Source organism: Erythrobacter sp. R86502 (assembly GCF_042466465.1).
Taxonomy (GTDB): domain Bacteria; phylum Pseudomonadota; class Alphaproteobacteria; order Sphingomonadales; family Sphingomonadaceae; genus Erythrobacter.
In genome coordinates this window covers 1659409-1678295 of sequence record NZ_JAXHCJ010000001.1, presented here as the reverse complement: position 1 = coordinate 1678295, position 18887 = coordinate 1659409, and the positions used below count along the sequence as shown (strand labels likewise).

Annotated in this window: 15 protein-coding genes, 1 tRNA gene and 1 riboswitch; all 16 genes read left to right on the top strand. The window is 62.8% G+C overall.

Going from position 1 to position 18887, the window contains the following annotated elements:
- The first annotated feature begins 11 nt into the window (after positions 1-11).
- Entirely contained in the window at positions 12-1382 is a 1371-nt protein-coding gene (gene murD / locus SJY33_RS08115) for a UDP-N-acetylmuramoyl-L-alanine--D-glutamate ligase (protein WP_379922256.1), read from the top strand.
- Positions 1379-2608, top strand: coding sequence for an FtsW/RodA/SpoVE family cell cycle protein (locus SJY33_RS08110; protein ID WP_379922255.1), 1230 nt, complete (start codon positions 1379-1381; stop codon positions 2606-2608). Before murD ends, SJY33_RS08110 begins: the two co-directional genes overlap by 4 nt.
- Positions 2605-3822, top strand: a complete 1218-nt coding sequence (murG, locus tag SJY33_RS08105) for an undecaprenyldiphospho-muramoylpentapeptide beta-N-acetylglucosaminyltransferase (protein ID WP_379922254.1) — start codon at positions 2605-2607, stop codon at positions 3820-3822. The genes SJY33_RS08110 and murG overlap by 4 nt, the downstream gene beginning before the upstream one ends.
- Positions 3819-5264, top strand: a complete 1446-nt coding sequence (murC, locus tag SJY33_RS08100) for a UDP-N-acetylmuramate--L-alanine ligase (protein ID WP_379922253.1) — start codon at positions 3819-3821, stop codon at positions 5262-5264. Before murG ends, murC begins: the two co-directional genes overlap by 4 nt.
- A 92-nt stretch (positions 5265-5356) precedes the next feature.
- Positions 5357-6226, top strand: a complete 870-nt coding sequence (murB, locus tag SJY33_RS08095; RefSeq protein WP_379923552.1) for a UDP-N-acetylmuramate dehydrogenase — start codon at positions 5357-5359, stop codon at positions 6224-6226.
- Positions 6196-7215 (top strand): D-alanine--D-alanine ligase, encoded by a 1020-nt coding sequence (locus SJY33_RS08090; RefSeq protein WP_379922252.1) that lies wholly within the window; start codon positions 6196-6198, stop codon positions 7213-7215. The genes murB and SJY33_RS08090 overlap by 31 nt, the downstream gene beginning before the upstream one ends.
- Entirely contained in the window at positions 7193-8107 is a 915-nt protein-coding gene (locus SJY33_RS08085) for a cell division protein FtsQ/DivIB (RefSeq protein WP_379922251.1), read from the top strand. The genes SJY33_RS08090 and SJY33_RS08085 overlap by 23 nt, the downstream gene beginning before the upstream one ends.
- Positions 8107-9441, top strand: a complete 1335-nt coding sequence (gene ftsA / locus SJY33_RS08080; protein WP_379922250.1) for a cell division protein FtsA — start codon at positions 8107-8109, stop codon at positions 9439-9441. Before SJY33_RS08085 ends, ftsA begins: the two co-directional genes overlap by 1 nt.
- A 164-nt stretch (positions 9442-9605) precedes the next feature.
- The gene (gene ftsZ / locus SJY33_RS08075) at positions 9606-11291 is read left to right on the top strand and encodes a cell division protein FtsZ (RefSeq protein ID WP_379922249.1); all 1686 of its coding nucleotides are present in this window, start codon (positions 9606-9608) and stop codon (positions 11289-11291) included.
- A 101-nt stretch (positions 11292-11392) separates the two neighbouring features.
- The gene (locus SJY33_RS08070; RefSeq protein ID WP_379922248.1) at positions 11393-12889 is read left to right on the top strand and encodes a tetratricopeptide repeat protein; all 1497 of its coding nucleotides are present in this window, start codon (positions 11393-11395) and stop codon (positions 12887-12889) included.
- Between the two features lie 173 nt (positions 12890-13062).
- Positions 13063-13554, top strand: a complete 492-nt coding sequence (locus SJY33_RS08065; protein WP_379922247.1) for a YbjN domain-containing protein — start codon at positions 13063-13065, stop codon at positions 13552-13554.
- A gap of 13 nt (positions 13555-13567) precedes the next feature.
- Positions 13568-14368: a pyrroline-5-carboxylate reductase family protein gene (locus SJY33_RS08060; RefSeq protein ID WP_379922246.1), complete on the top strand. Its 801-nt coding sequence runs from the start codon at positions 13568-13570 to the stop codon at positions 14366-14368.
- A gap of 141 nt (positions 14369-14509) precedes the next feature.
- A complete protein-coding gene (locus SJY33_RS08055) occupies positions 14510-15256 on the top strand; it encodes a Bax inhibitor-1 family protein (RefSeq protein WP_379922245.1) in 747 nt (248 codons plus the stop codon).
- A gap of 181 nt (positions 15257-15437) precedes the next feature.
- Positions 15438-16358, top strand: coding sequence for a hypothetical protein (locus SJY33_RS08050; protein ID WP_379922244.1), 921 nt, complete (start codon positions 15438-15440; stop codon positions 16356-16358).
- A 113-nt stretch (positions 16359-16471) separates the two neighbouring features.
- Positions 16472-16547 (top strand) — tRNA-Ala (locus SJY33_RS08045).
- A 36-nt stretch (positions 16548-16583) separates the two neighbouring features.
- A riboswitch (cobalamin riboswitch) is annotated at positions 16584-16808 on the top strand.
- 117 nt (positions 16809-16925) lie between these two features.
- Positions 16926-18863: a TonB-dependent receptor plug domain-containing protein gene (locus SJY33_RS08040; RefSeq protein WP_379922243.1), complete on the top strand. Its 1938-nt coding sequence runs from the start codon at positions 16926-16928 to the stop codon at positions 18861-18863.
- Positions 18864-18887 lie beyond the last annotated feature (24 nt).

Sequence of the window (18887 nt, the reverse complement as noted above, 5' to 3'; positions counted from 1 at the left end):
GGCGCGGCGGCGTGATCATCTCTCCTGCCTTCAAGGACAAATGTTACGCCGTGCTGGGTCTGGCACGCTCGGGCGCGGCTGCGGCCGAGGCGCTGATCGCCAGCGGCGCAAGGGTGGTCGCGTGGGACAGGCAGGATGTTGCACGCGAACCGTTTGAGGGCCGCTGTCGGCTGATCGACCCGCTGGAACTTGATCTGACCGGCTTTGCTGGTGTCGTGGTGTCGCCCGGCGTACCGTTGAACTCTCACCCGATTGCGCCCCACGTTTGGCAATATGGCCTGCCGGTCATTGGCGATATCGAATTGTTTGCTGCTGCGCGGCCCAGTCTGCCGCCGCACCGCGTGGTGGGGATTACAGGAACCAACGGCAAATCGACCACCACCGCGCTGACCCATCACATTCTGCAAAGCGCGGGCATCGCGAGTGTCATGGGCGGTAATATTGGGGATCCGATCCTGGATCAGACGCCGCTGCCCGAAGGCGGCGTGTATGTGCTCGAACTGTCAAGCTTTCAGATCGATCTTACGTTCACGCTGGATTGCGACATTGCCGCGTTGACCAACATCACGCCTGATCACCTTGATCGCTACGCCGATTTTGCGACCTACGCTGCATCGAAGGAACGATTGTTTCAGATGCAGGTCAACGGCACCGCCTTGATCTGTGACGAAGACACCCCGTCGCGCGCCATCGCCGATCGACTGGATGACGCGGGCAAACCGCCCGTACGGATCAGATCTTCCGATCTGGACACCGCGGGGCTTGCAGATGTGCGCTCGCCTTCGTTGGCCGGGCCGCATAACGCGCAGAACGCATCTATCGCCGTCGCGATCTGCCGTCAGCTCGGGCTCGACGATGGGCAGATTGCCAGTGGTCTTGCCACCTATCCCGGTCTTCCGCATCGGATGGAGCGGGTCTGTGATGCGGGCGGCGTTGTCTATATCAACGATAGCAAGGCGACCAATGCGGCGTCTGCGGCACCGGCGCTTGCCGCATTTCCGCCCGATGCCGCAATCAACGCCAATAGCCCGCGCATCCACTGGATTGTTGGCGGGCTACCGAAAGAGGATGGGCTTGGCGCCTGTGCGGATCATCTGCTTAACGTCGCGGCGGCCTACACCGTTGGAGAAGCCGGTCCGATGTTTGCCGATCTGCTCGATGGGCAGGTGACAACCCACCGATGCGAACTTATCAGCGAAGCCGTTCGCCGCGCTGCCGAGGCTGCGCGTCCGGGCGATGTGGTGCTCCTTTCACCCGCCTGCGCATCCTATGATCAGTTTCGCGACTATGAAAAGCGCGGCACCCATTTCCGCCAGATGGTCAGGGCGATCACCGGATGCGATGGTGGCGGCGATGCCGCCCAATCGGGCGCGGCGTCATGACTGTGCCGGTCTATCCCCCGGCAGCGCGCGGCGCGGGCAACTATCTCCCGCCAGTTCCGGTGCAGCGTCGGTGGCGCGATGCCTTGCGCATCTGGTGGCGTGAGATCGACAAGGTGCTGTTGCTCCTGATCGGGCTTTTGATGGCGGTCGGGATCGTGGCTGTGGCTGCAGCGTCGCCAGCCAGCGCCGATCAGCTTTCGACGTCGAAAGAACGTGTAGCGGATTTCATGTTCTTCCAGCGCCACATCGTGTTTCAGCTGATGGGGCTGGCGATGATGATCGGTCTGTCCTTTCTGGGCCGTGATGCTGCGCGCAGGCTGGGCATTTGTGTGGGCGCGATAATGCTTGCACTGTTGTTTGTCGTTCCGATCATTGGCGAAGAAAAGAACGGGGCCAAGCGCTGGATCAACGTCGGCATGAGCTTGCAGCCATCCGAATTTCTCAAACCGGGCTTTGCGATCATCTGCGCCTGGATTCTGAGCTGGCGTTTGCGCGATCCCGGTCTTCCCGTGATCCTGTATGTCACGGGGCTTATGGCACTGGTTGCCGCGCTGCTGATGCTGCAACCCAACCTCGGCGATGCGATCCTGTTCGGCGGGATCTGGCTGGTGATGGTGCTGCTGGCTGGCGTTGCCTGGCAGCGCATTGCCGGCCTGATCGGTGCAGGCGTGGCCGCGCTGGGGCTGGCTTATGTGTTCTACGATAACGCGCGGCACCGGATTGACGGGTTTCTGGGGGGCGGCACGGCTTTTGACCAGGTCGATCTGGCGCAGCGCACCATCACGGCAGGGGGTTGGACAGGAACGGGTTTGTGGCTGGGCGTGCGCAAAATGAACCTGCCCGAAGCCCACACCGACTACATCTTCTCGGTCATTGGCGAGGAGTTCGGTCTGATTGTCTGCGCGATGATCGTACTGCTTTACTGCGCGCTGGTGCTGCGCGTGTTGTTGCGGCTGGTGGGTGAAGACAACCTGTTCGCGCTGCTGGCGGCAACCGGGCTTATCACCCAGCTCGGTGGGCAGGCATTCATCAACATGCTGGTAAATCTCAAATTGTTTCCATCCAAGGGCATGACATTGCCGCTCATTTCATATGGCGGATCATCGACACTGGCGGTCTGCTTCACGCTTGGGCTATTGCTGGCGATCACCCGGCGCAATCCGTTCCTCGCCCGCGAAGGCGGTTCGTTGCGCGACCTGATCGAACGCAAGGACAATGCCGCATGAGCAGCGACACACCCACTGGCGCATCGCGTCACTTCGTGCTGGCCGCAGGCGGCACAGGCGGTCACCTGATCCCCGCTTTTGCACTGGCAGCGGAACTTCATGCGCGCGGCCATCACGCCGCGCTCATCACCGATGAACGCGGCGCTGCCATTCCGGGGAAGCCCGATTTTCTTACCGCGCATGTTCTGCCTGCCGGGCGTTTCGGCAAGAACCCGCTGGGCTGGCCTTCGGGTATCCGTGCGGTACTGCAGGGCCGTGCCATGGCGTTGCGATTGTTCGATGCCTTTGAACCATCGGCAATCGTCGGCTTTGGCGGCTATCCTGCGCTACCCGCGCTGCTTGCCGCTACCTCAGCCAAATTGCCAAGCGTGGTGCATGAACAGAACGCGGTGCTGGGCCGGGTGAACCGGCTGCTGGCCGGGCCGGTGGACGCGATTGCGACCTCCTATGGTGCGGTGGATCGGCTGAAACCCAAGCATGCAGGCAAGGTGCATCTCACCGGCAACCCTGTTCGCGCTGATGTGCTGGCGTTGCGCAAGAAGGACTTCCCCGCGTTCAGCGATGAAAGCTTGCTGCGCATTCTGGTGACCGGCGGCAGTCAGGGCGCAAGGGTACTGTCCGAAGTGGTGCCCGATGGGCTTGCGATGCTGCCGCCTGCTCTGCGCCAACGCCTGCAAGTGACGCAGCAATGCCGCGCCGAAGACCTTGAAGCCGTACGCGCCCGTTATGCCAGCCACGATATTCCCGCTGAACTGGGCACATATTTTGAAGACATGCACGAACGTTTGGCCGATGCGCACTTATTTATCGGCCGGGCGGGCGCTTCGACAATTGCGGAACTGACAGCCGTAGGCCGTCCGGCAATTCTGGTTCCGCTGCCGATTGCTACCGACGATCATCAGGCGGCCAACACCCGCGAAATGGTGAAAGCGGGCGGGGCGCGGATGATCCGCCAAGAAGCGTTCCAACCCAAGGAGCTGGCAAAGCAGATCCAGGCGATGGCGATGAACCCTGCCAGTCTCGCCAATGCGGCGCATTGTGCATTCAATTGCGGGCGACCCGATGCAGCCAAGGATCTGGCTGATCTGGTCGAAAGCATGAGCGGGCTTGATTTGATGGACGTGATCCGGGTGGGCGAAGGCGCGACCGGTGCCGTGTCTGGGGTAAAGGGGCGCGCCACGGCCGCAGGCGCTGGCAGGGATCGCGCGGCATGAAGGGCGTCGGCACAGACATCGGCATCATTCACTTTGTCGGGATCGGCGGGATCGGCATGTCCGGTATCGCCGAAGTGATGCGCAATCTGGGCTATACGGTGCAGGGCTCCGATATCGCAGAAAGCCCCAGCGTCGAACGCCTGCGCGCCCGCGGCATTACCGTGCATATTGGCCATGTGCGCGAAAACGTGGAAGGTGTCGCGGTGGTTGTGACATCGACTGCGGTGCGCCGCACCAACCCGGAAGTGGCCGCCGCGCTGGAAAACCGGATTCCCGTAGTGCGCCGTGCGGAAATGCTGGCAGAACTGATGCGTCTCAAATCCACCGTTGCGGTGGCCGGCACGCATGGCAAGACCACCACGACCAGCATGATCGCAACGCTCCTGGATGCCGGCGGGGTCGATCCCACCGTCATCAATGGCGGGATCATTGAACAATACGGCTCCAACGCACGGCTGGGCGATTCCGACTGGATGGTGGTCGAAGCCGACGAGAGCGACGGCAGCTTTCTTCGGCTCGACGGCACGATCGCGGTCGTCACCAATATCGATCCCGAACACCTCGATCACTACGGCGATTTCGACGGGGTGAAGAAGGCCTTTGTCGAATTCATCCACAATGTCCCGTTCTACGGCGCGGCGGTGTTGTGCGTCGATCATCCGGTGGTCCAGGCGGTGATTGGCGAGGTGCGCGACCGTAAAGTCGTAACCTACGGCTTTTCGCTTCAGGCCGATATCTGCGGCGTCAATGTTCGTTCGCAGGACGGAGGCAACACCTTCGATGTGATCGTGCGCCAGCGCGGGCCCAAGAACCAGAACGCGGATCGACGGATTGAAGGGGTCCATCTGCCGATGCCCGGCCGCCACAACGTCCAGAACGCGCTTGCAGCGATTGCGGTATCGATTGAGATGGGCTGTTCGGACGATGTCATTCGCACAGGCTTTGCTCGGTTCGGGGGGGTGCGGCGCCGCTTCACAAAGGTTGGCAGAATTGCGCTGGATGGCGGCGCGGTGACGGTGATCGACGATTACGCCCATCACCCGGTCGAGATCCGTGCCGTACTCAGCGCCGCGCGAGAGGCGGTAGCTGGGACGCAAGGGCGCGTAATCGCGGTTGCGCAGCCGCATCGCTATTCGCGGCTCAATGATCTGATGGACGCCTTTCAGTCGTGCTTCGACGATGCCGACATCGCGTATGTCGCTCCGGTCTATTCTGCAGGCGAAGACCCCATGCCGGGTGTGGACCATGCAGCGTTGGTGGCAGGCATGAAGGCACGCGGGCACCGCGCCGCACGCGAAATCGCCGGGCCCGATGCGCTGGCGCAGACGCTCGCCGACGAAATTGCGCCGGGTGACATGATCGTGTGCCTGGGGGCAGGCGATATCACCCGATGGGCCGCGAGCCTCGCGCCTGCGATTGTTGCAACACGGGGCGCATCGTGAACCAACCGGGTGACACCAATATCTACAGCAACGGTGCCGCACCGACTTGCACCGTAGAAGGAGCCGTATCCGGTTCGGTTCCGCACGATGGCATCGGAGGCAAACTGACTGCCAACGCGCCCTTGGCCCCCTATACATGGTTCAAGACAGGCGGCCCGGCCGATTGGTTGTTCGAGCCCGCCGATCTTACCGACCTGCAGGGCTTTCTTGAAAGACTGGGCGGGGAAATTCCAGTCATGGCGCTGGGCCTTGGTTCGAACATGATCGTGCGCGACGGCGGGGTGCCCGGTGTGGTGGTGCGGCTTGGCAAGGCCTTTGCCAAGGTCGAGCATACGGCCGAGCGGGAACTGACCTGCGGCGGCGGGGCGAGCGGGATTCTTGTGGCATCAACCGCGCGCGACCTCGGCATCGCGGGGCTTGAATTTCTGCGCGGCATCCCCGGCACCGTCGGCGGCTTCGTACGGATGAACGGCGGGGCTTACGGGCGCGAGGTGGCTGACGTGCTGCTCGACTGCGCGGTGATTCTGCACGATGGCAGCTTCATTACGCTGACTGCCGCCGAACTCGAATATTCCTATCGCCATTCTGCCTTGCCGGACGGAGCGATCGTGGTCTCGGCCCGGTTCGGTGGCCATCCCGGCGATCCGGCGGAGATCGGCGCGGAGATGGACCGCATCGCCGCCGCACGCGAAGCCTCGCAGCCGCTACGCACCAAGACCGGCGGTTCGACCTTCAAGAACCCGGAAGGCCACAAAGCGTGGGAACTGGTCGACCGCGCGGGTTGCCGCGGGCTCCAGCTTGGCGGCGCGCAGGTGAGCGAGAAGCACACCAACTTCCTTATCAATACAGGCACCGCCACCAGCGCCGATATCGAAGGGCTGGGCGAAATGGTGCGCGACAAGGTCTACGCCGCAACCGGCGTCAGTCTTGAATGGGAAATTCAACGAGTAGGACGACCGTGACCCTTTCCAATCTCCACGTCGCAGTCCTGATGGGCGGCTGGGCCAACGAACGCGAAGTCTCGCTCACCAGCGGCGCGGGCGTGGCCGATGCGCTTGAGAGCAAGGGCCACCGCGTCACCCGCATCGACATGGGGCGCGATGTCGCGCTCAGGCTCGCTGAGGCGAAGCCCGACGTGGTGTTCAACGCGCTTCATGGTGTTCCGGGGGAGGACGGGACGGTTCAGGGGATGCTTGACCTGATGGGACTGCCCTACACCCATTCGGGCCTCGCCACCTCGGTGATCGCGATTGACAAGCAACTGACCAAGCAGGCGCTGGTCCCCCACGGTATCCCCATGCCCGGCGGGCGGATTGTGACGCGCGAGGAGCTGTATGAACGTGACCCGCTGCCGCGCCCTTATGTGCTGAAGCCGGTTAACGAGGGGTCGTCAGTCGGCGTCGCGATCGTCACGGATGATAGCAACGTGGGCAACCCGATAAACCCGGACGCACGCGGGCCGTGGCAGGAATTCGCCGAACTGCTCGCCGAACCCTTCATCAAGGGCCGCGAATTGACCGCTGCCGTGCTCGATGGTCCCGATGGTCCGCGGGCGTTGGGGGTAACGGAGCTTGTGATCGAAAGCGGGTTTTACGATTACGAACACAAGTATACGGCCGGGCAAACCCAGCATATCTTCCCCGCCCAACTTCCATCCGAAATCACCGCCTTGTGCGAACATTACGCCGTGCGGGCCCATCAGGTGCTCGGCTGCCATGGCACCAGCCGCACCGATTTTCGCTGGGACGAAGATGCCGGCGAAGACGGGTTGTTCGTGCTGGAAACCAACACTCAGCCCGGCATGACCCCGCTCAGCCTCGTACCGGAACAGGCCGCAGGGCGCGGCATCGCCTATGCCGATCTGGTCGAAATGCTGATTGCCGAGGCCATCCGGGTGCATGGGGCCACGCGTGCCAAGGGGGGCGGCAATGGCGCAGCAGATCCGGCGTAACGGGACGACGGGCGTTCGCCGCGCCGCCAAATCGCAAAGCCGCAGCCAATCGGCTCGCCGCGCGCGGGGACAAGCCAGCGGCGTGCTCGACAAGGCAATGGGGCTTCTTCCGTTCACTGAAGAACAGTGGAGCCGCATCTGGCTGGCCACCATCATCGGTACGGGCGTGGGTGTTGCCTTTATTATTGCCAGTCTTGTTGGCGTTCCTGCGCTGGCACAGGCGCAGGTCGCAAGGATCGCAGCCGATGCCGGGTTCGAAGTGCGCCATGTTCGTGTCACCGGCACATCGCGGATGGATGAACAGCAGGTCTACGCGCGCGCGCTTGCCACGCGCACACAGGCCATGCCCGATGTCGACGTGGAAGCGCTGCGTGCCGATCTGCAGGCGCTGCCGTGGGTAAAAGATGCGCGCGTATCGATCCAGCTGCCCCATACGCTGGCGATCGACATCGTCGAACGCGTGCCGCATGCGGTGCTTGAAAAGGCGGACAGGTTGGTGCTGATCGATCCGTCAGGCGTGGAACTTGAGCCGGTTTCGGCCGAAAAGGCCAAAGGCATGCTGCGGCTTGCGGGGCCGGGTGCAGGCAAGCAGGCCCGGACGCTGGAAACATTGCTGGCCGCCGCGCCCGCGCTGGCACCCAAGGTTGAAGCGGCCGAATGGGTTGGCAATCGCCGCTGGAATTTGACGTTTACAACCGGACAGCTTCTGGCGCTTCCCGAAGGCGAAACTGAAGCAGCCAGTGCGCTGGTCAAGTTTGCAAGGCTCGATGGCCAGAACCGATTGCTGGGCGGTACGGTTCTGGCGTTCGACATGCGCACGCCGCCGCGGCTGTATCTTCGCCTGCCTGAAGCCGTGGCAAAACCCAAATCCGTCGATGGGGAAACGACCTGATGGCCGCGCCCAGTGCTGCCCGCACCCCGGCACCCCGCCGCCTTTCGCGTACCTATGCCGCGGTCAACGTGGGGTCATTCCGTATCTCGGCGATGATCATGGGCGAGACGGAAAACGGCGAACTGCAAGTGTTGGGGTCCGGCCATCGGGCCAGCGCCGGGATCAAGCGTGGCTATGTCACCGACATGGGCGCTGCTGCGCATGCAATCCGCGATGCGGTTGAACGGGCTGAAAAGAGTGCCAATACCCCTGTCCGCAGCGTCTGGATCGCCTGCGCCGGGGCGGGGCTTGCCAGTCATGTGATTGCTGTCGATATCGAAATTGGCGGACGGCGGATCGAGGACGAGGATGTCGAACAGCTTCTGATCCAGGCGCAGGACATGATCCAGCCCGATGGACGCAAGGTTCTGCATGCACAGCCTGCGCATTACACGTTGGACGGTGCACACGGCATCGCCAACCCGCGCGGGCTGCATGCGGAAAGGCTGGGCGTGGATATCCATGTCATGCTGGCTGATGGCGCCCCTATCCGGAACCTGACAGAAGCGGTGCAGAACGCGCATCTCGAAGTCGAAGGCGTGGTCGCCGCGCCTCTGGCAGCAGGCCATGCATGTCTGACGCCCGAAGAACGCGAACTGGGTGTGGCTCTGGTCGAAATTGGTGCCGACATCACCAATGTCGCGGTGTTTGCCGGCGGCATGTTGCTGGGACTCCATGCAGTGCCGATGGGTTCGGCCGATATCACCGATGCCATTGCAAGCAGTTTCGGTATTCGTCGCTCTCAGGCAGAGCGGCTCAAATGTGTTGCCGGTTCGGCTGTTGCCAGTCCTGCTGATCACCGCGAGCTGATTCCGGTCAATGGGCCGGGTGAAGGCGGCGAAGGCGCGCCGCTTGGCCCGCTGGCGCGCGGCGCGGATGACAAGAACCGCATCTTGCGCGCCGAATTGGTGGCTGTTGTGACACAGCAACTTGCCGTCTTGACGGGCGAGATCGGCAAGGCGCTGAAAGGTATGGGCTTTACCGGAAGCCGCGCAGGTCAGGTGGTGCTGACCGGGGGCGGCGCGGAATTGGCTGGCATGGCGGATTTCATGCAGGGCGCGCTGGGTCAGCCTGTGCGTCTGGGTCGGCCGCCGCAGCTTTCCGGAATGCCTGAGGCGCACCATGCACCCGGCTTTGCCACGCTGGCGGGCCTTTGCCTTTACGCGGCGGAAGACCCGGTTGATATTCGGGCGGTGGGCGCGGGGCGGGGCGGCGTTTATCGGACGATGGCAAACGAAAGCGGGGTCGCGGCCTTGCTGATGCGGCTGTTTCGGGCCGTAAGGGAATATTTCTGACCGCCCGCCAACGCACGACCAAAGGGCAAAGCGGCAAAAATACAGCCGTGCATTGTGGATAAGGGCTTTGCCGCTATAAAATGTCCCCTTACTTTATGTCAGAGACGAGCATCGCGGGGGTGTAAGATCCCAAAACTCCATTCCCGCGCCTGGAGGATCAGCTGATGAGCATCAATATCGGACCCGCAGCGAGCGACGATCTGCGCCCGCGCATCACCGTTATCGGGATTGGCGGGGCCGGTGGCAACGCGATTGCCAACATGATCGCCGCCGAAATCGAAGGCGTCGAATTCATTGTGGCCAACACCGACGCGCAGGCGCTGAGCACTTCGCCCGCCGAACGCCGCATCCAGCTTGGCCCGGACATCACCGGCGGCCTTGGCGCGGGCGCCCGCCCCGAAGTGGGCAAAGCGGCTGCGGAAGAAACCGTTGCGGAAATCGAAAAGGCGCTTGAAGGCGTCAACATGTGCTTCATCGCCGCCGGCATGGGCGGAGGCACCGGCACCGGCGCTGCGCCGGTCATCGCCGAAGTCGCGCGCCGCATGGGTGTGCTGACCGTGGGCGTTGTGACCAAGCCGTTCCTGTTTGAAGGCACACGCCGGATGCGCGCCGCCGAGGCCGGGATCGACGAGCTTCAGACCCAAGTCGATACGCTGATCGTAATCCCCAATCAGAACCTGTTCCTGGTGGCGAAGGCGGAAACCACCTTCAAGGAAGCCTTCCAGCTTGCCGACGAAGTGCTTCAGCAGGGCGTACGTTCGATCACCGATCTGATGGTGATGCCGGGCCTCATCAACCTCGACTTTGCCGATGTGCGATCGGTGATGAGCGAGATGGGCAAGGCGATGATGGGCACGGGCGAAGGCGAAGGCGAAAACCGTGCGCTTGATGCCGCCGAACAGGCGATTGCCAACCCGCTGCTCGACGGTGTTTCGATGGCCGGGGCCAAGGGCGTCATCATCTCGATCATCGGCGGCGAAGACATGCGCCTGCTCGAAGTTGACGAAGCCGCCAATCACATCCGTGAACTGGTGGATGAAGACGCCAACATCATTTGGGGTAGTGCCTTTAACCCCGATCTGAAGGGTAAGATTCGTGTGTCGGTGGTCGCCACGGGGATCGAACAGAGCGCCATCGGTCATGTTGATCGGTCGCAGCCTGTTTCGCTCGGCCAATCGCGTGCGCCCAAGCGCCCGGTACTTGAACTGTCCGAAGACGAAGGTGTGGCTGAAACGCCTCCGCAGGTCAGAGCGCCTGAACCTGCGCCCAGAGCGGCAGAGCCGGCCGCGCCGGTCGCTGCCGCTTCGGTAAGCTACGATGACGATGCGCTTGATCTTTCGGACGAAGCGGATGACGCCGAATATCCGGCGGCGGCTCCATTTGAATTGACCGGAATGCAATCCGGTGATGGCTACGGCAGCGAATATGACGACGACGTGGACGACATCGTCGATCCGCTCGCCGGGCTGCGCGGCGCTGACGAAGGCGCCGTTGCCACCGGGCCCGGCACTGCAGGGTCGCCAAGCGCGCCGGATCATTCGGGCATGCTCGATTTGGGCGAAGGCTATGCTACGTACGAGGACGATGCCTCGCAGGACGATCTGCTTTCCAACGCCGATCGGCTTGCCGCAGAAGACCGTCCGGTTGAAGCCAAGCTCGGCGGTGGACGTCGTCGTGCGCTGCTTGGCGGGTCGGCGGGCGAACCTGCCAGCAGCGGCGGCAGCACGCTGTTTGAACGGATGGCCAATCTGTCACGCAGCACCGCACGCGATGATGAAGAGGACGACGACGGCGATGATGGTCCGGCGCTGAGCATCCCGCGCTTCCTTGGACGGCAGAACAACCAGTAAAGGCCTGGCCCTGCCGCCATCCGGCGTGACTGCGGCGCTGTTCGCCGCGCCGGATCGGCAGGGCACTGGCAGGCAGCGGCGGGGACGTTAAAGCAGTGGTCATGGTGTCGCGCCTTTCAGTTATTGTTCTTGCAAGCACGGCCGGGCTGGCAATCCTGCCGGCCGCAGTGTGTGCGCAAGAAACCGTGTCGCAGCCTGTCGTGCAGGCGCTCCCGCAACCCGAAGTGCAACGGTTGAACCGCGCTCTTGTCGCGCTTGCCCGCTCGCCGCGTGATCGTGATACCCTGATCGAAGCGGGCCGCGCCTCGCTCGCGGTTGAGGATTTGGAGGCGGCCATCGGCTTTTTTGGCCGCGCCGCGGAAGTTGATCCGGGGCATCCGGCTGTCGCGCAAGGCCTGGGGTCGGTCTATCTGAGGGCGGGCCGTGCGGGCGAGGCATTGCTCCAATTCGAAAGGGCGCTCGCTGCGGGGGTGGACGAACGCGCCGTGCTCACCGATCAGGCGCTGACCCTTGACCTGGTAGGCGAACAGGCCGCCGCGCAAAGCGCGTATACCCGCGCGCTCCAGCTTGATCCTGCCAATGCAGAGGCCCGCCGCAGGCTCGCGCTCAGCTTTGCGATTTCGGGGAACCGCGCAGGCTTTGAAGATACGCTGCGCCCCTTGCTTGATGATCGCGATACGGCCGCACAGCGGGCCCGCGCCTTTGGGCTGGCGATCCTTGGCGATGGCGACCGTGCGACCGCCATTGTCGAACAGATCATGCCGCGCGATCTTGCAACGCGGCTTGTCCCGTATCTGGGTTACATGCCGCGCCTGACAAAGCCGCAGCAGGCCGCGGCTGCCAACCTGGGCATCTTTCCGCGTGCTGCCGATATTGGCCGCGATGATCCGCGCCTTGCCCGGTTTGCGGCCGAGGAACGGGCGGAGAGCCGTCTTGAGCCTGCGGGTCCGCCGCTCAACGCCCGGCCAAATCCTGTGCCGACGCCGACGCCGACGCCGGTCGCCACCGTCACAGCCGCGCCTGCCGCAAACGTGGCGCCGCCTCCCGCGCGTGTCGCCACGGTTACGCCTGTATCGGTCAGCACGGCTCCAGAAGTTTCACCCGCCGCCGTGGCTCCCCCTCCGTCTCCGCCCGCCGCTCCGCCGATGCGTGTGGCCGATGCCTTTGCCGACTTTGTCAGCGCTCCGCTTCCCGATGCGCGAATCAGCGGCGATGCCGTCGATATTTCGCGCATTCAGGTAAAGCGTGAACTTCCGCCTCCGCCGCCGCCCGCGGCGCAGCCTGCAGAAAAGGCGAAACCCAAGGCGAAGGAGCCGGCCAAGCCCGTGCATCCGAGCCGGATCTGGGTTCAGGTGGCCACGGGCCGGAACGTCAAGGCGCTCGGGTTTGACTGGCGCCGCATCTCGAAGGATGCTGGCGCGCCGCTGGCGAAGCTGAACCCCTTCACAACCCGCTGGGGCGAAGCGAACCGGCTGCTGGCAGGTCCGATAGATAGCCGGGACAAGGCTCAGGGACTGCTACGCGAATTGAAGGCGAAGGGTATTGACAGTTTCCTGTATGTCAGCCCAGAAGGCGAAGAAATCCAGCCTGTTAAGTAGGTTTTGCGCGCTATCCCCGGCTATCTATGCACAGGCTTTGCACAGGTCTGTCCGGTTCTCCCCAACCGCTCCGCTTCGTGTGATTGCCAATCGCACCCGATAGCGTTCATGCGTTGGTCAATGGTGCAAATGACCCTCCCTCCCGCGTTCCCACGGCCATGAGAGTGCAAGACATGGACTATTCCGCCGAGGACGACGCCGCCCCTGTTGAAATGCTCGCCAGCCTCTTCACGGCGCGCGGGTGGCCGTGCGAGCTCGTGTCAGACGACGAGATGACCGGCGAAGTGCAGGGCAGCTGGGCCAATTACCAGTTGCGAGCGATCTGGCGGCCGGAGGACGGCGTTCTGCAGTTTCTGTGCCTTCCCGATATTCGCGTTACCGAAGAAAGGCGTGCAGCGGCCTATGAACTGCTGTGTCTGGTCAACGAACAGATGTGGCTTGGCCATTTCGACATATGGTCCAACGGCGATGTGCTGTTGTATCGGCACGGTGCGCTGCTGGGTGATCACGGTCGCTTGAGCATCGACATGGCGCAGGCACTTGTTGAAAGCGCGATTGACGAATGCGACCGGTTCTATCCTGCGTTCCAATTTGTGTTGTGGGGCGGCAAGAACCCTCGCGAAGCTCTGGACGCTGCAATGGTTGACGCAGCGGGCGAGGCCTGAGAGGCTAGGCCTCATGATTGACAGACTTCTTGTTATCGGATGCGGCAACATGGGCGGCGCTATGCTGACCGGGTGGCTGGCCGCAGGTGAGCCGACGTCGCGTTTTGCGGTGCTTGATCCCGGCCTTCCCGAAGCGCCTGCCGGTGTGACGTTGTACCGGACGGTCGATGACGCCGTGGGCGCCGGACACGATGCGGTACTGCTGGGCATCAAGCCGCAGCAACTGGGCGCGCTGGGTCCGGGGTTGCAGGCCCTTGCGGGGGCCGGGGTGACGGTTTATTCGCTTCTTGCCGGGATCACGCTGGATCAGCTGGCGCGTGCCTTTCCTGATGCGGTCGGCCATGTGCGGGTGATGCCCAACCTTGCGTCGCGCATCAACAAATCGCCCGTCATCCTGTGCGAGCAGGGTTTGGATGAGGTGTCGCGCAACACCGCGCTGGCATTGTACGACCAGCTCGGCAGCGCGGTGTGGCTTGATGACGAAGGCAAGTTCGATCTTGTCACGGCGCTCGCCGGATCGGGACCGGGCTTTGTTTATCGGTTTATTGACGCGCTGGCTTCTGCAGCGGTGGATCTGGGCCTTGATGAAGCCACGGCAGCCAGCCTTGCGCTGGCCACGGTCGAAGGCGCGTCGGCGCTGGCCGCCGGGGCAGATGTTGCCCCTGCAGCGCTTGCTGACCGGGTGGCTAGCCCGGGCGGGATGACCCGCGAAGGTCTGAACGTACTGGATCATGAACAGGCGTTACAACGGCTTTTGGCAGACACTTTGCGCGCCACGCGTGACAAGGGTGCCGCGCTGTCGCAGGGCAGTTAAGATTAACTTCGGTTAAGATGAACCGATTGCACCCTTTGCAATCCGGTTTCGCTTGAAAAGACGAACGGAAACACCGATATTCGCTGGACTGATGGGCGCGGGCGTTTCCGTGCTCCGCTAAGAAAGGCTAAGGGTTTCGCAATGGCTGACTGGAATGACACCTCGCGCAATGCGCAGCGTATGGGCTCCGTGCCTCGCGCTGGAGGCGATGTCGCCGGCCGCGCGGGTTACGATGAGGGTCTGCGCAAGCACATGCTCTCGATTTACAATTACATGACATCCGGCATCTTGCTGACCGGGATTGTCGCACTGCTCGCTTTCACCAGCGGAACGGCTGCGGCGATCTTCACCGGCGGGATCCTGCGCTGGATCGTCGCGCTTTCGCCGCTTGCCATCGTATTCGCGATGAGCTTCGGCGCCAACCGGTTCAGCACCGGCACGCTGCGGCTGATGTTCTGGGGTTTTGCCGTCCTTATGGGTCTGTCGCTGTCTTCGGTGTTCCTGGTCTACACCGGCGCTTCGATCGCAACGACCTTCTTTGCGACCGCCGCAGCCTTTGCCGGCCTGTCGCTGTGGGGCTACACGACCAAGAAGAACCTGTCCGGCATGGGCAGCTTCCTCATCATGGGCGTGATTGGTCTGCTCGTCGCGATGGTGATCAACATGTTCCTGCAGTCGCCTGCGTTCCATTATGCGATCAGCTTCATCGGCGTTTTGATCTTCGCCGGTCTGACCGCCTACGATACGCAGCGTTTGAAGAACGAGTATGAATATCTGCGCGGCACGCAGTTTGCGGGCAAGGCCGTGGTGCTCGGCGCGTTGAGCCTGTATCTGGACTTCATCAACATGTTCCAGTTCCTGCTCAGCTTCATGGGCAGCCGCGAATAACGACGCAAGCGCCTGACACGCATGTTGAAATATCGAATGCCCGGGGCCTTTCCATAGGTCTCGGGCATTTGCTTTGTTACCCGGGGCGGCTATCGACAGTGCTTAAGGCTGGAGCAAGCCGGGGCTATGCACGTTCGCCCCGCATTGGCTGCACAGCCCCTAGCGAGAGAGGTTATCTTCAATGAATCCGGTCTACCATCCGTCTTTGTCCTCCATATCGACACGTGAAGATACCGCCACGCGGCGCCGTTCGGGCGTCGGCTTTGCGACATTGCTCGCCGGCGGAGCGCTGCTGTCAGCTTGCGCCACCCCGGCGCCGCCGCCGCCGCCTCCGCCCCCACCGCCGGCTGCTGTCGTGGAATCCGTTCCCTATCGCCCGCTTCCGCCGGGCGGCGCGCATTATGTGATGGATCTGCCGCCGCGCGGGCCTGATGGCCGCCGTGTCACGGTTAACAGCAACCTGTCGGATGATCAGTTGGTCTGGAACCTGCGGTCGGCTTGGAACGTGGCTGCGCTCAATTGCCTTAGCAGCGAATATGAACCGATCCTCGATGGCTACCGGGCCTTCCTGACCAGCAATGTCAAATCGTTAAAGGCGGTGAACGACCGGATCGAGAAGAGCTATACCAGCCGTTTCCGCGTCCGCCGTGATGCGATGGTAGCGCGCGATGGTTACACGACGCAGGTCTATAACTTCTTCGCCGAACCGGCGGCCCGTGCCGGGTTCTGCCGCGCGGCGCTGGATATGGCGAACCGGTCGCTGGCTGCCCCGTCGACCGATCTGGTCGATTTTTCGCGGACAAACTTTGATGGGTTGATGGCGCCGTTCGAACAGTTCTTCAATGAATACGAAGCGTATCAGCAGGCTTCGGCAGCGTGGGATGCGCGCTGGGGCACCCTGTTTGGCGCGTCGCAGCCCGGTTGGGTGGCCGTGCAGCAGGCCCGCGCTGGCGGCATGACCGTGCCCACCGTAACCACCCAGACTGTTACCGATCCGGAAACGGGCCTTCAGGTGCCGGTGATCCCGGTGAATGAAGGCGTGGTGTCGCAACCGATCGTCGAACCGATTGCTGCGCAGCCTGAAGCCGTTTCGGGTCAATAATTGTCACAAACCGTGCGGCGACTGCGCAAATCGGTCGTTGCGACGTGCTTTTGATGACGCTATTCGGCGCTCGCCCGGGTCCTCAGGGAGGGGCGGGCGCCATGTCCTGGAACGGGGCCGTAGCTCAGATGGGAGAGCGCGTCGTTCGCAATGACGAGGTCAGGGGTTCGATCCCCCTCGGCTCCACCAGGCGCGTTTTGATTTTCACCCTCACGCCAGCGTGAGCGAGGATATTGCGCTCGTGGCTGCGAGCGCTTAACAACACCCCGCGCCAAGGTAACGGGAATGCGGTTCGATTCCGCAGCTGTCCCTGCAACTGTAAGCGGTGAGTATCAGGCAGCGTGCCCTTGTCAGCAGGGGCAGCCACTGGAGCAACGATGTTCTGGGAAGGTGAGCGCCCGATGCGTTGATCCGTGAGCCAGGAGACCGACCGGGGCGTGTCGCTCTTTGCTTGGTTCAGGGATTGGCCAGGCGCGGAAAAAAACACTTCTGTTGTGAGCGACATCGCTGGGCTGCGTGAAGGGCGACCTCTTGCGGCCACCATGTTGCTGATGACGGGAGGGATCCGTGAAAAATCTGAAATTGTTATGCAGCGTCGCTGGGGCGGCGCTGGTTTGGGCTGTGCCTGTGGCGGCGCAGGAAGCTGCGGATGATTGCTCGGATGGAGGATGCTTCGTCGCTCCGGCGCCTTTTCCGATCCTCGTCACCGCGAGCCGGGGCCAATCAGTGACAATATGGGACTACACGGGGTCCTTTACCGTCATCACCCCTGAGCAGCTTGAAAACCGCCAGACGCGCGACATTGCCGACATCCTGCGCGATGTTCCGGGTGTGGCCGTGGCAGGGGTGGCAGGCCAGACCCAGATCCGCCTGCGCGGTAGCGAAGCCAATCATGTGCTGGTTCTGGTCGACGGGATCGAGGTGTCCGATCCCTTCGCGGGCGAATTCGATATCGGCACGCTCCAGGCCGATATCGGGGCACGGGTCGAAGTGCTGCGCGGCCCGCAATCGGCGCTTTACGGCCCCGACGCGATTGGCGGCGTGGTTGCTTATGAAAGCGCCGGTGGCCGCAACCTCCCCGGTCTCGCCGCAAGGATCGAAGGCGGCACGCAAGATACGGTCAACGGCGCGCTGCGCTATGGCGCTTATGGCGACAGCTGGGACACAGCGCTGTCGGCCGTGGTGGTCAGCACCGGTGGCCAACCCAATGCACGGGGAGGTACGCGTGACATCGGGCGCGACAGCTATACCTTGTCGGGCAAGGGCAGCGTCAGAATATCCGAAGGCTTCGCCCTGCGCGCCGCCGCACGGCTGATCCGCACCGAAGGCGAAACCAACGACAGCGATTTCAATACCACCAGCCCTACCTTCGGCTTCATCATCGACAGCCCGGGCACTGGATTCACGAACGAGGCGATCTACGCGCTTGTGGGTGCGCAGGCCAAGGCCCTGGACGGGCGATGGACCCATGATCTTTCGGGCCAGATCGCCAATGTCTCCCGCGAAACCGCAGGCCCCTTCGGCGTTTCCAGCGCGAGCGAAGGCGACCGGGTCAAGCTGTCCTATGTCAGCGCCATTCAGCTGGCAGATGTGCACAATCTGACCTTGGCCGCCGATTACGAGGTCGAAGGTTTTCGCAACACCACCCCCGGCGGCTTCGCGTTCAACGGTCGGCGCGAGATTGAACAGGTCGGACTGGTCGGCGAATATCGGTATGATGGTGAGGCTTTCGACCTGTCAGCGGCGCTGCGCCATGACATAAATGACCTGTTCGCCGATGCCACCACTTTCCGTGTGGGCGTAGGCTACCGGGTTACAAGCACCACCCGCCTGCGCGCAGCAGCCGGTTCGGGGGTCAAGAACCCCGGCTTCTTTGAACTTTACGGCTTCGTCGATGGTCGTTTTATAGGGAATGCAAACCTGCGGCCCGAAAAGTCGACCGGTTGGGAAGTCGGCATCGATCAGGACGTGGGCACCAATGCCCGCATCGCCGCCACCTATTTCGACAGCGAGCTGGATGGCGAAATCTTCACCACCTTCCCGCCGCCCGCATTCATAGCGACGCCGGCCAACCGCACCACGGTCAGCGATCAGAGAGGGGTTGAGGTTTCGCTGGCCGCCCGGTTGGCAGATCAGTGGCAACTCAACACCGCCTATTCCTATCTTGATGCCAAGGAAGACGGCGTGACCGAGGTTCGCCGGCCGAAACACATTGCCAGCGCCGCCTTGACCTGGACGGCATCGGGTGATGCGGCATCTGCCACGCTGATCGTTCGCCACAACGGCGAAACACCCGACGTAGCCTTTACTGATCCGACATTTGCGCCAGTGCGGGTCAGGCTGGATGACTATACGCTCGTCAATATTGCCATACAGGCGAAACTGGCGGATGGGATCAGCGCCTTTGCCCGGGCCGAAAACCTGCTTGATGAGGAATACGAACAGGTCATCAGTTTCGTGTCACCGGGCCGATCGGCGGTCGTGGGGATCGAGGCGCGGTTCTAGGTTCCTGCCCCCTCCCTGTGCCGG

What these genes read in the sequence shown, in the direction of transcription:
- SJY33_RS08110 (WP_379922255.1), top strand. Translation starts at nt 1,379, where the DNA reads ATGACTGTGCCGGTCTATCCCCCGGCAGCGCGCGGCGCGGGCAACTAT.
- murG (WP_379922254.1), top strand. Translation starts at nt 2,605, where the DNA reads ATGAGCAGCGACACACCCACTGGCGCATCGCGTCACTTCGTGCTGGCC.
- murC (WP_379922253.1), top strand. Translation starts at nt 3,819, where the DNA reads ATGAAGGGCGTCGGCACAGACATCGGCATCATTCACTTTGTCGGGATC.
- SJY33_RS08090 (WP_379922252.1), top strand. Translation starts at nt 6,196, where the DNA reads ATGGGAAATTCAACGAGTAGGACGACCGTGACCCTTTCCAATCTCCAC.
- SJY33_RS08085 (WP_379922251.1), top strand. Translation starts at nt 7,193, where the DNA reads ATGGCGCAGCAGATCCGGCGTAACGGGACGACGGGCGTTCGCCGCGCC.
- ftsA (WP_379922250.1), top strand. Translation starts at nt 8,107, where the DNA reads ATGGCCGCGCCCAGTGCTGCCCGCACCCCGGCACCCCGCCGCCTTTCG.
- ftsZ (WP_379922249.1), top strand. Translation starts at nt 9,606, where the DNA reads ATGAGCATCAATATCGGACCCGCAGCGAGCGACGATCTGCGCCCGCGC.
- SJY33_RS08070 (WP_379922248.1), top strand. Translation starts at nt 11,393, where the DNA reads ATGGTGTCGCGCCTTTCAGTTATTGTTCTTGCAAGCACGGCCGGGCTG.
- SJY33_RS08065 (WP_379922247.1), top strand. Translation starts at nt 13,063, where the DNA reads ATGGACTATTCCGCCGAGGACGACGCCGCCCCTGTTGAAATGCTCGCC.
- SJY33_RS08060 (WP_379922246.1), top strand. Translation starts at nt 13,568, where the DNA reads ATGATTGACAGACTTCTTGTTATCGGATGCGGCAACATGGGCGGCGCT.
- SJY33_RS08055 (WP_379922245.1), top strand. Translation starts at nt 14,510, where the DNA reads ATGGCTGACTGGAATGACACCTCGCGCAATGCGCAGCGTATGGGCTCC.
- SJY33_RS08050 (WP_379922244.1), top strand. Translation starts at nt 15,438, where the DNA reads ATGAATCCGGTCTACCATCCGTCTTTGTCCTCCATATCGACACGTGAA.